At 41.6% G+C, this 14,109-nt stretch carries 9 protein-coding genes, 1 pseudogene and 1 riboswitch; of the genes and pseudogenes, 9 read left to right on the plus strand and 1 reads right to left on the minus strand.

Annotated features, from left to right (window positions below; genetic code table 11):
- Positions 1 to 190: 190 nt before the first annotated feature.
- The 3 genes from OQ5_RS0104510 (at position 191) to OQ5_RS0104520 (ending at position 5,096) form a co-directional block, all read left to right on the plus strand.
- Positions 191 to 1,633 carry a carbon starvation CstA family protein gene (locus OQ5_RS0104510; protein WP_016776336.1) on the plus strand — a complete coding sequence of 481 codons (1,443 nt, stop codon included), beginning with the start codon at positions 191 to 193 and terminating at the stop codon, positions 1,631 to 1,633.
- A 32-nt stretch (positions 1,634 to 1,665) separates the two neighbouring features.
- A riboswitch (cobalamin riboswitch) is annotated at positions 1,666 to 1,937 on the plus strand.
- A gap of 99 nt (positions 1,938 to 2,036) precedes the next feature.
- A complete protein-coding gene (locus OQ5_RS0104515; protein ID WP_044107530.1) occupies positions 2,037 to 3,941 on the plus strand; it encodes a TonB-dependent receptor plug domain-containing protein in 1,905 nt (634 codons plus the stop codon).
- Positions 3,942 to 3,953: 12 nt separating this feature from the next.
- Positions 3,954 to 5,096, plus strand: coding sequence for a DUF5074 domain-containing protein (locus OQ5_RS0104520; protein ID WP_016776338.1), 1,143 nt, complete (start codon positions 3,954 to 3,956; stop codon positions 5,094 to 5,096).
- Positions 5,097 to 5,479: 383 nt separating this feature from the next.
- Here OQ5_RS0104520 and OQ5_RS0104525 read toward each other — a convergent pair whose 3' ends face one another.
- Positions 5,480 to 6,385 (minus strand): LacI family DNA-binding transcriptional regulator, encoded by a 906-nt coding sequence (locus tag OQ5_RS0104525; protein WP_016776339.1) that lies wholly within the window; start codon positions 6,383 to 6,385, stop codon positions 5,480 to 5,482.
- A 514-nt stretch (positions 6,386 to 6,899) separates the two neighbouring features.
- Between OQ5_RS0104525 and OQ5_RS0104530 the strand changes: the two genes are divergently transcribed.
- The 6 genes and pseudogenes from OQ5_RS0104530 to OQ5_RS0104555 form a co-directional block, all read left to right on the plus strand.
- Positions 6,900 to 8,810 carry an OmpL47-type beta-barrel domain-containing protein gene (locus tag OQ5_RS0104530; protein ID WP_016776340.1) on the plus strand — a complete coding sequence of 637 codons (1,911 nt, stop codon included), beginning with the start codon at positions 6,900 to 6,902 and terminating at the stop codon, positions 8,808 to 8,810.
- A gap of 6 nt (positions 8,811 to 8,816) precedes the next feature.
- The gene (locus OQ5_RS0104535; RefSeq protein WP_016776341.1) at positions 8,817 to 9,323 is read left to right on the plus strand and encodes a YfiR family protein; all 507 of its coding nucleotides are present in this window, start codon (positions 8,817 to 8,819) and stop codon (positions 9,321 to 9,323) included.
- Between the two features lie 647 nt (positions 9,324 to 9,970).
- Positions 9,971 to 11,308: an NADP-specific glutamate dehydrogenase gene (gene gdhA / locus OQ5_RS0104540; RefSeq protein ID WP_016776342.1), complete on the plus strand. Its 1,338-nt coding sequence runs from the start codon at positions 9,971 to 9,973 to the stop codon at positions 11,306 to 11,308.
- A 193-nt stretch (positions 11,309 to 11,501) separates the two neighbouring features.
- Positions 11,502 to 12,296, plus strand: coding sequence for a TatD family hydrolase (locus tag OQ5_RS0104545; RefSeq protein ID WP_016776343.1), 795 nt, complete (start codon positions 11,502 to 11,504; stop codon positions 12,294 to 12,296).
- A 7-nt stretch (positions 12,297 to 12,303) separates the two neighbouring features.
- Positions 12,304 to 13,338, plus strand: a complete 1,035-nt coding sequence (locus OQ5_RS0104550) for an asparaginase (RefSeq protein WP_016776344.1) — start codon at positions 12,304 to 12,306, stop codon at positions 13,336 to 13,338.
- A 249-nt stretch (positions 13,339 to 13,587) separates the two neighbouring features.
- A pseudogene (locus OQ5_RS0104555) lies at positions 13,588 to 14,109 on the plus strand (MotA/TolQ/ExbB proton channel family protein); the annotation flags it as partial.

Genomic DNA, 14,109 nt, shown 5'->3' on the forward strand with positions numbered 1-14,109 from the left:
TTAAGTGCTGAGTCAACTGCTGAAACATCTGTTTTGCCCGGAACATGATGAAGATAATTTTCAGATAGCTTTTAAAAAACGGGACATATGGATTGGAAATGAATAGAGCTTTAGGTTTAAGCCTAAGGTTTGAAAGTAAATTTTATGTGTTTCTTTTTGAAGAATAAAGATTAATTCTTTTTTATATATTATGATTACATTTATTTTGTTAATCGTGGGTTTAATTGCCGGATTTTTTCTGTACGGAAAATTTGTAGAACGTTTTTTTGGTGCATCGGATCAGATTGATCCGCCTGCAATAAAAGTTAATAACGGGGTGGATTATGTTCCAATGCCCACCTGGAAAGTTTTTACCATTGAGTTTTTAAATATTGCCGGCCTCGGGCCGATATTTGGTGCCATTCTTGGTGCTATGTACGGGCCAATGGCTTATCTATGGATTGTTCTGGGTTGTATTTTCATGGGTGCGGTGCACGATTATTTTTCCGGTATGCTTTCGGTACGGAACAACGGGGCGAGTATTCCGGAGATTGTAGGAAAGTATCTTGGGCCCGGCTTTCAAAATTTCATGCGTATTTTCTCCTTGCTATTGTTGATATTTGTCGGGGTGGCGTTTGTTTCGGGGCCCGCCGAATTGCTGACAACACTTACCAAAGGAGGTTTGAAGTTTTGGCTTTACGCAATTTTCGCCTATTATCTGATCGCAACGTTGCTACCGATTAATAAGATCATCGGTCGCATTTATCCTTTGTTTGGAGCTGCTTTGTTAATTATGGCTGTTGGCATTGCCGGAGCAATGATCTATTTTGGTTCTACGGGAGATATTACCATGAAAGAGTTGACCATTGGCAGTCTTAAAAACTGGCATCATAATCCGGCTGAGAACATACTTTTCCCAATGATGTTCATTGTTATTTCATGTGGTGCCCTGAGTGGTTTTCATTCAACTCAGGCCCCGATGATGGCACGTTGTATAAAAAAAGAGAGCCATGGTCGGCATGTTTTTTACGGAGCAATGATTGCCGAAGGAATTGTTGCCATAATCTGGGCCACTGCTGCAATGAATTTCTTTGACGGACCTGCAGAATTGAATTCCACTATGCAAGTAGATGGTCACAATCCCGCCTGGGTTGTGAATGAAATAAGCCGCACATGGCTCGGTGCTGTAGGCGCTGTTTTTGCCATTGTAGGCGTCATTGCCTGTCCCATTACCACAGGTGATACCGCTTTCAGAAGCGCCCGTCTTACTATTGCCGATGTTTTGAAACTTGATCAATCGTCAATAAAAAGACGTTTGTGGGTGAGTCTTCCTTTGTTTGTCATCGGCTTCATTCTGTCGCAACTCGAATTTGCCACAATCTGGAAATATCTTGGCCTTTCCAACCAGGTGCTGGCGGTGGTTGTTCTCTGGGCAGGTGCCATGTATTTGGCAAAAACCGGAAAGCCGCATTGGATGTTATCACTCCCTGCCACTTTTATGACAACTGTTTGTATTACTTATCTGTTAGTAGCCCCTGTTAAAAACGGCGGTTTGTTTCTGGATACTTCAATTGGTTACTGGATTGGTGGTCTGCTGGGCATCGGTTCAATGGTTCTTTTTCTTTTCAGGGCAGGAAAAACAAAATACCGATAAAAACCATTTCGGAAATAAAAAAATAGCTTTACATTTGTCATCACAATACTGGTTCACCATTCCCGTTTCGGGGAGGTGATTAAAAGGGAATCCGGTTAAATTCCGGAGCTGTCCCCGCAGCTGTAAGCTCTTTAAAAGGTTTGAAAATACTTTTTGCCACTGGAAACAGTCAGCAATTGTTAATTACCATTGTTTAGTGATTATTTTGTCATTGATAATTGGTTATTGACAACTGATAATTAATTCCGGGAAGGCTTTTCAAACCGGAGCAAGCCAGAAGACCTGCCAGATGACTAAATTCGTAGCTTTCGGGTGGAAAAGCGAAGATATGAACAGTTATTTCCGTTCTATTTTCACTAAACCGGATGTTGCGAATGATTAATCAGTTTAATCATTTGTGACTATGTTATTGAAGTATTTTTGGGTGTCATGTTTGTGTGCATGCCCTGTATTACTTAGTGCTCAGGACTACTTTCAGGAAAAACCTGTCAGGCTTGAAGAGGTTCGTATTACGTCGTCACGCCTCAGAGATTATGCCGTTGGTGCTTCAGTTCTGGAGCCTGATTCTTCGCTGGTAAAACTTCACCAATCAGAGTCTCTTTCTTCTTTACTGTCAGCCGCTTCCGGGGTAAACCTTAAAACCTATGGTGCCGGTGGATTGTCTTCTGTTAGTCTGAGAGGTGGAATGACCGACCATACAGCCGTATTATGGAATGGTCTGAATATAAAAAGCCCTATGAACGGAGGCATTAATTTTTCTGTTTTGCCGGTGTCTTTGTTTGGTAATGTAAAAATACAATATGGTGGGTCGGCAACCCTCTTCGGAAGCGGTGCTATGTCGGGTGTTGTGCATCTGGATGGCAACGACCTGCCGGGACAACCGGCTTCTGCTGATATTAGTGCAACCATGGGCAGTTTTGGATTTGGGGCAATGTCGGGAAGTTTAAAGACCGGCACGAAAAAATTTGGCTCACGTACTGCCTTGTATCTTCAAACTGCCGATAACGACTTTCCATACAAGAATACATCCAGGATAGGCCATCCTGAAGAAATTCAAACCAACGCCGGCATGAATCAGTTGGGCGGTCTCCAGGAGAATCAATGGCGCATCAATGATCATTCTTTGCTTACGTCGGCTGTATGGTTTCAGTATTATGACAAAGATCTGCAGACTCTGATGACCAGCCGTCAGCAAGGAGAGACAAATCAGACAGACAAAAATCTTGCTGTTTCTCTTAATTATAAATATTATGCTGCCTCGGGGCATCTGACTTTAAAGCAGGGATTATTAAGGAACAAAGTTGTTTATTCCGACCCTGCTATGGCAGACCCGCAGTCCGATAATAATTCTCTTTCCTGGATAAATGAGGCGGAATATAAACTTCGTTTGGGAGAGCTGCATTCTATTCTGGCAGGTGTTAATTACACTTATGAAAGTGCAGAATCGGACGGCTACAGGGGAAGTGTTTTCCGGAACAGACTTGCAGCATTTGTATCCGGCCGGTTGGGGATGTCGGGTGGTGAGGGTGCTTTAGTATTAAGCTTACGTGATGAGATGACCGACGGACAGATTCATCCGGTGGTCTTCTCCTTTGGTGCAGAACATGGCTTTCTAAACGCGTTTAGGATTAAGGGGAATATTTCGCGTAATTACCGGATTCCGAATCTAAATGATCTCTACTGGAAGGAGGATGGCTTCTCAGCAGGCAATCCGGCACTGGAACCTGAGTCGGGATGGTCGGGTGATGCCGGCATTGTGTATTCATACAAAGGAGAAAGTTTTTCTACCGGGGTTAGTGTAACCGGTTTTGCTTCTTCTACAAAAGATATAATTGTTTGGTTGCCTGAAAACGGCGGAAAATGGACACCACGAAATAAAAAGAATGGCGATACCAGAGGGATTGAAGCTAATTTTAATTTCAGTGCAATAGCAAATAAAAGCAGACTTTCAGGGCGTGTCTTTTACACCTACACCAGCTCGGTACTAACATCATCGGATGAGTATGATGAAAAACAAATGATATATATCCCGAAGCATCAGATGTCATCAAATATGGAATTTTCCCGGAATTCATTTTATTCCATACTTGCCTGTCGCTTCACAGGAGAGCGGTATTACGATTATTCAAAAACTTTGGATGCTTATTTTATCATGGATGCATCGGTAGGTTATCGTTTCTCTCTGGCGGGGCTCGATGCCGATATCTCTGTAAAAATATTAAATCTTACCGACAGGCAATACCAGGTTGTTGCCTGGTATGCCATGCCACCGCGCAATTACAAATTTACTTTAAATATAACCATTTAATCTTTTGAGAAAATGAAACGATTTATTTCTGAACATTCCGGAAACCTTATTTGGGGTTTCGATGCATTGAGGATTTTTGGACTGGCCTTGTTTCTGGCACTCTTTTCCGGTTGTGAAGACAACAACGATACGAAGGTTCATGATCCGGGCAATTTTGCAGATGGCATTTTTGTACTGAATGAAGGTGCCTGGGGCGCAAGTAATTCATCGGTTTCGTTCATCCCGGCTGATAAGGACACGGTTTTTGCCGATCTCTTTATCACGGCCAACGGTGAAGATGCCGTACTGGGTGATGTGTTGATGGATATGGTTTCTGTTGACACTCTGTCTTATCTCGTTCTGAATAGTTCTCATTCGGTGATGGTCGTAAACAATAAGAATTTTGAATATGTGGATGAGATAACCGGAGAGGTGAATAATCCTCGTCACGCAATTGTTTACAACGGCTTGATTTATCTTACTCAGTGGGGAAAGTTTGGGCAAGAAGGCGCAGTGTTGGTGATTGATCCATTTGATTTTTCTGTTGTTGCTACAATAGCAACCGGACAGGGTGCCCACGGAATTAAAGAGATTGACGGGAAAATTTGGGTGGCCAATAGCGGCGGATACGGATATGCGAACACGGTTTCGATCATTAACCCCGAATCAAATAGTGTCGAGAGAACCATTGAAGTTGGAGACTGTCCTCAGAATTTCGTGGTCGATTACGAGGGGAATGTTTGGGTGTTGTCTTCCGGTTATACCGAATACGACGACCAATGGCAGGTGATCAATCAGACAGAACCTTATCTTACATGCATTGATGGTGAAACCTATAAGGTAAGCAAAAACTTCCAGATAAGTTCATATACAAGTCCTACAGAAATAACAATTTCTAAGGATAAAAAGAATATATACTTTGGTGGCGGGTCAGGAGGTGCCAAATTATGGAAAGTATCTGTGGATAATGATGAATTACCTTCCGGTACCTTCTCAGATTTAAGTCCTTACGGTATTTCTGTTCATCCCGAAACCGGCAACCTCTATTGCGGAATGGCACCCGACTTTACCAAACCTGGTTCGGTAATAGTACTGGACAATGAAGGAAATGAAGTGAAAGAATATAATGAAAACATAGGGATAGGACCACGTCGGTTCATTTATGTCTCGCAGTAAACATTCAGAAGCCTCCTGCTCCTGAAAGAGACTTATAAAAACAGGATTTATCCAAAACCCCGGGCATTTTTTGTAAACGCTAATTTGATTTGTTTTGCCATAAGACATATTTAGCGACAGAATAACCCGCCCTGAATTTTCCCGATTCACTGATGCTGAATGCCCGGGGTTTTTCTACAAATTAGTGCTCATCTGCAATAGATCATCAAATTTTTAGAAGTAATCATCAGGCAGAAGCATGGGGCAAAGAGCAAAGAGCAAAGAGCATAGGGCAAAGAGCATGGAGCAAAGAGAAATGGGGAAAGGTGATAAGTTGAAAGGGCAGTATTGTGGTAGGGAACATAGAAGAGGCAGGGTCTCTCGTCAATAAATTCGAAAAATTTTTACAATAACTTCCCAACAACTTTTGAAACCATTTCTTCAATATTTTCCGGGCACACCAGCAAAGTATCATAGTCCAGCATCTTGAACTCCGGTCGCTCTCCGCAACATGCGAACATCAGCTTTTGTGCTGTCAGGTTACGCACATTTTTTTGTGAAAGAGCTTCAATGGCAATTTCCGGTGTTTCGAAAATGATTCCGTTGGCTCCTTTTGCGGTAGTTTCTTTTACGGCTTCTGCTATTGCCTCGGAACGGTTGTCTGTCGCAGAAAGAAGATGCAGGTTTTCAGGAATATCGAACCGCTCGCAATAATTTTCGCGGTAAGTTTCAATAATTTTTTGGGCTGCAAAACTCCCGGAGTCTTCTGCAATTAAACCGATGGCTTTTTTATTGTGACGGTACAGGTATGAGATCATCGTATTAACATTTTCCCTGTAATCGGGATGAATGCTCTCAAAGGCGCTGTTATTCGGTTTGAATCCGGCACAGATAACCGGCAAATCGGATAATTCTGTTTCGTTTAGATTGTTTAATGCCTTTTCATCCAAAATGATATAACCATCGGCCATCACATCTTGAAAAGTGTCTGTTGGATTTTCGTGTGTCGTAAGAGGAACAACAACATATCCCTTCTTTTTTACCTGCAGAATAATGTGCTGAAGCCACTGGCCGGTTTTACAGTCTGTAAAGCCGGATGCGATAACTGCTAAGACTCCGGTTTTGCCGTTAAGCCGGGGGGGATTGAACTGAGCAGGCCTGTAATTGAGTTTGCCGGCGGCTGTTTTTACTCTTTCGATGGTTGAAGCCGCTAAGTTCACACGATCGGCTTTCCCATTGAGTACTAATGAAGCTGTAGTTTTAGATACTCCGGCTTCTTTTGCAACCTTTCCAAGTGTAGTTCGATTCATACACTAAATAATGCTCGTCTATAAGCTCACAAAAAATTATACAATATGTGTGTCTGTTCAGAAAGTGCCAGTTGAAGGCTTGCGAAGCCGCCAAAAACGGAGTTTACTACTCGTAAATGAGTATTTTGGCGGCAAGCGTAACACAGCAAATGGTACCTTATGGACAGACACTAAATATGTTTAGGTATTACAAATATAATAGAATACGGAGTATTGGTCCAATGGTCCGTTAAAAAAACCTAAACGCAGAGACACAACGACGCAAAATTTTTCTTATGAGAGAGTTGTGAGAGTTATGCTCGTATTGTGTAAGCAATTAATTGTTAGGAGCCTGGAAGCGTTTAGCGGAGCGTTATGATTACTTTATGAGGAGAATTAACAGCTTTACTTGAAATTAATTTAATCTAACAAATTACGAAATTGGTCAAAGTTTCGTAAACAGATAACAAAAAATGTTTTCAAAAATTTATTGCCTTCGTACACTGTCACAAAATTCAACTTAAATCCTAAAAAAATGGACAGTTCATTAGGTCAAATTCATTCAGTTTTAAAAGAAAAGAAGAACCAGGTTTGTTTTTCCGGTTTGTTAAAATATCAATGTTTCAATGCGAAACTACCTGATAGTGATTTCCTCCGGATTCTTTCCGGCTTCAAACAGGGAGTATTAAAGATTTTAGTTATTTTTCTTCCCGGCTTTATTGGTTTTTCCGGCTTGTCAGCCCAGGAGCCTTTGAAACATGAAAAATGTATTTACAAAGCGGAAGATGGTAAACTATACATTAATAAAGATTTGCCACTTTACATCCGAATTGCCACATCATCAGGAGAAGATGCAGAGAGCTGGCTCTTGTCCAGCACTAAAACAAGCCGGTATGCCAATCCAATGTATCTGGATACGGAAGGCTGGAATTCACTGCGGTCCCCTTCGGCAGTGGATACTTCTACTAAAAAGGTGGTTTACCCGCTTCAGGATATTATTTTCGATCTTTATGCTGATGGCATTCCTCCTCAATCAGAAATAAAATTTGGAGCCTCGCGAGTATTCGATGATGACACCATCCTGTATGCTGACAGCGGTGAGGAAATTGGGTTTGATGGCAACGATAGCATGTCAGGGATTGAGGATTTCTATTACTCGGTTAACGGAACTTCATTTATTGGTTTAAAAAAACAGAAGACCAATTTCGAAGATGAGGGCAGATATGACGTTGGTTATTATGCAGTAGATAACGTTGGGAATGTTGAAGAACCTAAGAAAATAAGTTTTGTAATCGACAAAACAGCTCCTGTCACCAACCATAGTATAGACGGTATAAATGAAAACAACATTGTAGCTCCGGATGCTTCTATAGTATTGGAAGCACAGGATAGTCTTTCCGGTGTAAAAAATATATTTTTCGCCGTTAATGACGGGGATTTTGAATTGTATAAAAAACCAATTCCCCTTACTGTATTGAGCGATGAAGAATCAAAAATAACCTGGTATGCAGTAGATAATGTCGGTAACAAGGAAGCACTCAAATTTATAGGAACTATTGCGTCGGCCGGTGCTTCCGAAAATGAAGGCAGTGAGACATTCGATTACTATATCGACAGAGAAGCGCCTGAGGTTAATATTAGTTTTAAGGGCCCCCACTACAGAAATGACAGGGAATATATCTCCGGAAATACCAAAGTTGTTCTTAACGCCAAAGATGATAAGTCGGGGGTGAAGGATATTCTATACAGCTATAATTCATTCGTTACTTCTGAAGAATATACGGAACCGTTTTTCCCGGAAGGAAACGATATTGTAAAAATAACTTACTCTGCCATCGACCGTGTCGGCAATTCGGCAGAAGAAACGACAAGAGCGGTTTTTATCGATCGTAATGTGCCGGAATCCCGGGTGGATTTCGATGGACCGGTATTTCGTAACCGCGATACTTTGTTTATTGCCCCCTCCACAATGGCAGAAATAAGAGCTACAGACAAGGAGAGTGGAGTAAAAGATGTGGTTTTCATTTTGAATGATCAAAAAAACAACTATACCTCTCCGTTTAAGGGCTGGAAGAGAGGTGTTAACAGATTGGTCTGGTATGCTTTAGATAATGTGAGCAATAAAGAAGAAAAGAAGGAAATGACATTTATTATGGATGAAGATGCTCCTGAAATTCATCATCATTTCAGTGTAGAGCCAATTGGAAAGAAAGTAGTGCGAGATGAAGAGTATGTGATCTATCCCTCTAATACAAAATTGTATATCGGAGCCACCGATGATACCTCCGGTGAAGAGTCTTTGCAATACACCATAAACGGGGATAAAGTTTCTTCCGAAATACCTGTCGAAGGGTTTGAGCCAGGCAATTATGAGATAGCTATTGAAGCTGTTGATGCGCTGAAAAACAAAACCGCTAAAACCATAAGGTTTGCTATTGAAAAATAATGTGCCATGCCAAAGAAAATTTTGATTATAGCCTGCTCATTATTATTGTGTGTGCAATTGGCAGCACAGGAAGAAAATTATATTTCTCTCTATCTGTTTAATTTCACCCGTTATGTTGAGTGGCCCGAGGAAAAGCGTTCGGGAAATTTTGTGATAGAGGTAATGGGGCATGTTTCGGTGTATGAAAAATTGAAAGAGATCACTGCCGGTAAAAGAGTAGGAAATCAGCCTATTGAGGTACGAAACTATATGTCGGCCGATGAAGTGGGCGATCCTCACATAATGTTTGTTGGACATTGGCAGAGTCCTCAATTCCAGGAAGTCCTGAAGAACCTGAAGGGAGATTCTGCACTGCTGATTACCGAAAAAGAGGGAATGATTGAGCAGGGAGCTGCCATAAATTTTGTGATTAGAGACGGTAAAATTCAGTATGAGGTAAAGAAAGACCATGCCACTGCTCGCGGATTAAATGTGAGTTCGCGATTGGCACAGATGGGAATACCAGTGGATTAGGAAGTATCTTAAAGATTTGCATGAAAAAACTTACACCTTGTATCTAACTCAAATCACAAAACACTCTATATCAATCATTTGTTTTGCGGAGTTGGATTTTTGCTTATCAGGCCAATTTTCGATACTAACGGAAAATTCTAATCTGTAAAATTTAACACTTCTGCCTTCTGCCTGGAAAACTTCTGCCTGTAGATTACTTGCATCTCAAAATCTAACGATCTATTGTTGCGGAAATCAGCCCCTAAAATAAAATCTTTGCTTCATTGCGTCTCTGCGTTTAGGCTTTTTTTACTGACTATTGCTTTACAATAGTCCGTAAGACTTTTGCAATATATTGCAAATCAATTGTTTGTGATTAAAGGGTGTTGTTTAATAAAATGCAGATTTCCAACGATATACGAATCATCTTGTATCTTAAATCTAAAAATCTAACGATCTAATGGCTTTATATACTTACAATTTATCGCCTTTTGAAGATAATTCGAAGGATGATTTTTGTCATAAGAACTATCTGTTTGTAATTAATTTTCTGAGAAATAGAATTTTAGACTATAGATACAGACTTGTACAAAAACTTTCAATTTGTTACTCCGTATAAAAAATATCTCTATTTTTGATGTTAAAATCAGATATTAAAATCCAGGGATATGGAGAACAAATTTCAATCTTTTATGGAAACAGTCAGGAGAAAGAATCCTGGCGAAGATGAATTTTTACAAGCCGTACAGGAAGTTGTAGAAACTGTATGGGACTTCTACAATGAAAACCCCCGTTATCAGAAAGCCAAGATTCTGGAGCGAATGACCGAGCCCGAGCGGGTCGTGATGTTTCGTGTACCATGGGTCGATGATAAAGGTGAGGTGCAGGTTAACCGTGGTTACCGTGTTGAATTTAATTCTGCTCTGGGGCCTTATAAAGGTGGTCTTCGTTTTCACCCCAGTGTTACTTTGAGTGGTCTCAAATTTTTGGGCTTTGAGCAGACCTTTAAAAATAGTCTTACTTCTTTGCCGATGGGAGGGGGAAAAGGCGGAAGCGATTTTAGTCCCAAAGGAAAATCGGACAATGAGATCATGCGCTTCTGTCAGGCTTTCATGGGCGAATTATTCAGGCATATCGGACCCAATACAGATGTTCCTGCCGGTGACATAGGTGTGGGTGGCCGCGAAATCGGATACCTTTTCGGAATGTATAAAAAATTGAAAAATGAATTTACCGGAGTTCTAACCGGTAAAGGGCACGAGTATGGTGGTAGTCTTATCCGTCCCGAAGCAACAGGTTTTGGAGCCGTATATTTTGTGCGTGAAATGCTGAAAGAAAAGAACGACACACTGAAGGGGAAAACCGTGGCTTTGTCAGGATTTGGTAATGTTGCCTGGGGAGCTGCGCTCAAGGCAACCGAACTTGGGGCCAAAGTGGTTACCATATCCGGCCCCGATGGTTATGTATACGATCCGGAGGGCATTTCAGGCAGTAAGATTGATTATATGCTTCAATTAAGGGCGTCTAATCAGGATATTGTAGAGCCTTATGCTGAGAAATACGGTGTTGAATTTTTCAGTGGCAAACGTCCCTGGGAACAAAAAGTTGATATTGCCATTCCATGCGCTATCCAGAACGAACTTAATTTGGAAGATGCCAAAGCGCTTGTTGAGAATGGTTGCCGGTTGATTGCTGAAGCCTCCAACATGGGTTGTACCGCAGATGCAGCAGCTTATGCAACGGAGAGAATTATGTTTGCCCCGGGCAAGGCTGTTAATGCGGGAGGTGTGGCAGTGTCAGGACTTGAAATGAGCCAGAACAGCATGCGGCTGGGCTGGACCAGAGATGAAGTCGATGCCCGCCTGAACCAAATTATGAATAATATTCATGCCACTTGTGTAAAATATGGAAAAGGCATGGACGGCAAAATCAATTACGTGAAAGGAGCCAATATCGGGGGCTTTGTAAAAGTTGCCGAGGCCATGATGGCACAAGGAGTTGTGTAGCTTTTTATACCTCAGTTGAGTTGAATCACTCTTCCCGGCTTTCTTTGCCGGGCAGCCGTTTGCTTGCAAAAAGTTGGGTCATAGTCTGTGAGTTTTTGAACAATAAGAAGCCCTGCTGTTTTCGGCAGGGCTTTTATGAGTGATTAAGTTAATGTACCTTTGTCCGTTAGTTGGTTTTCAAAAACGACAATATATGTCGTTTCTAAAAATTTTTAAGATGATTGATTCACATTCACACATTTATTTGCCCGAGTTTGATGAAGACAGGGACGAGGTGGTTGCAAGGGCTAAAGAGGCAGGCGTTACAAAAATTCTAATGCCAAATGTGGACGGACAGAGCGTCAGAGCAATGATGGATACCGAGGCCGCATATCCCGGTTTTTGTTATGCCATGATGGGACTGCATCCAACTTCGGTAAAAGGGGACTACAGAGAACAGCTGGCTAACGTGGAATATTGGCTGGGGCAGAATGATTTTCTGGCCATCGGCGAAATAGGAATCGACCTTTACTGGGATAAAACATGGGAACGGGAACAGCGCGAAGTGTTCAGAACCCAGCTCAACTGGGCAAAGAAGTCGGGAAAGCCGGTGGTTATCCATGTGAGAGATGCTTTTGAAGCAGTGTTTCAGGAACTGGATAAAGTGCACGACAGAAGGTTGAAAGGGGTTTTTCACAGCTTCTCGGGAAATAAAGCCCAGGCCAGAAGGGCCCTTGAATACCAGGGATTCATGCTGGGCATTAACGGCATAGTGACATTTAAAAATTCGGGTCTTGACAAAGTACTTGCAGAAATTGGCCCCGAGCGACTCATTGTCGAAACCGATGCACCTTATCTTGCCCCGGTACCTTATCGGGGCAAACGAAATCAGCCTGCATTTTTAAAATACACACTTGAAAAACTTGCCGCCATATTAAATATGCCGGTTGAAGAGATGGAGCAGCTCACCACGCGCAACACGGCGCAACTTTTTGGACTGGATTTGTAAGAATAGCATGAATAAAAAAGTACTCATAATCTATACCGGCGGTACCATCGGGATGGCCGTCGATCCGGATACCAATGCATTGGTGCCGTTCGATTTTGAGAAAATATCGCGAAAAGTACCCGAATTGAAGAAGTTTGACTTCGGGATAAACAGTATTTCTTTTAATCCGATAGTGGATTCATCAGAAATGTCTCCTGAAATATGGGGGAAACTTGTAAAAATAATTGAAGAGAATTATTCTTCTTATGATGGTTTCGTAGTATTGCACGGAACCGATACAATGGCTTACACCGCAAGCGCGTTGAGTTTTATGCTCCATAATTTGCAGAAACCTGTTATTCTTACCGGCAGCCAGTTGCCACTTGGTGCAATACGTACCGATGGAAAAGAAAACCTTCTGACAGCTTTGGAAATTGCAGCTGCCCATAAAAACGAACAGGCACTTGTTCCGGAAGTTTGTATTTATTTTCAGGACAAACTTTTTCGCGGAAATCGGACCACTAAATACAATGCAGAACATTTCAGGGCTTTTCGTTCCGATAACTATCCCCCTCTTGCCGAAGTGGGATTGCATATTAAGTACAATTATCCTTATATTCGCTACACGACGCTGAACGGTACCTTTTCGGTTTCGACCCGCATGGATAATAATATTTCACTATTAAAAATATTTCCGGGTATTAATGAGCATGTTATTCGTTCGGTTCTGGACGCCCCCGGCATAAGAGGTGTTGTGCTGGAAACATACGGTTCGGGCAATGCACCTACCAGCCAGTGGTTTATGAAAGCTTTGCGCGATGCCATCGACCGGGGTGTTGTCATCATTAATGTAACTCAATGTTTGGCCGGGGATGTTGAAATGTGGCGTTACGAAACAGGCCGTCATCTTTTAAATATGGGAGTTGTCAGCGGATACGACATTACAACAGAGGCAGCATTGACAAAACTGATGTTCCTTTTGGGGAACTCCGCATCAATGGAGGAATTAAAAATGAATCTGAATAGATCGCTCAAAGGGGAAATAAAAACGGTAAATTCGTAAACGATACACTAATAAAAGGTTGTGGGTATGAGGTAAATGATGTATTTTGCATACTCAGAGAAGGAATTTTATTGATAACATTGTTTTTGACAATTTTTTTGTATTTTGCAGCCCGTAAAAACAGGAATGTGATAAAAATTTTGTGATTCTATGAATTGATTTTAAATTTGTTTCCTGTTTTTACAGAAAATTCAATTAAAAATTTTTGAGTATTAACAAACCAATACAAATCAAAATTTATTACAGATTATGAAAAAGCTATTTGCGTTTTTGGCAGTTTTTGGGATGCTTAGCATAGGTGCATCATCCGTTTATGCTCAGGAAGAAGAGCAGTCGGTAGCAGAAGAAACTACAACTGAGCAGGTCACAGAGCAGGAAGCTGCAGAGGAAGAGGTGGTTGAAGAAGAGGCAGTCGCAGAACCGGCAGAAGGTGAAGAGCCTCAGGGACTTCACAAAGAAATTAAAGCCAAATTTATTGAAGGTGGTGCCATGTTTATGAGTTTTGTGCTTTTGGCGCTCATTTTTGGTTTGGCAATTGTTATCGAAAGGATCATTTATCTGAATCTTTCAACAACCAATACTAAAAAGCTCCTTCAGAATGTTGAAGAAGCATTGAATGAAGGCGGTGTTGAGGCTGCTAAGGAAGTATGCCGTAATACCCGTGGCCCTGTAGCTTCTATTTTCTATCAGGGACTTGATCGTTATGATGAGGGCATTGATGTTGTTGAGAAATCAGTGGTTTCTTACGGTTCTGTTCAAATGGGCCTTCTT

Origin of the sequence: Anaerophaga thermohalophila str. Valhall (assembly GCF_000250735.1) — a bacterium.
GTDB classification, from domain to species: Bacteria; Bacteroidota; Bacteroidia; order Bacteroidales; family Marinilabiliaceae; genus Anaerophaga; species Anaerophaga thermohalophila_A.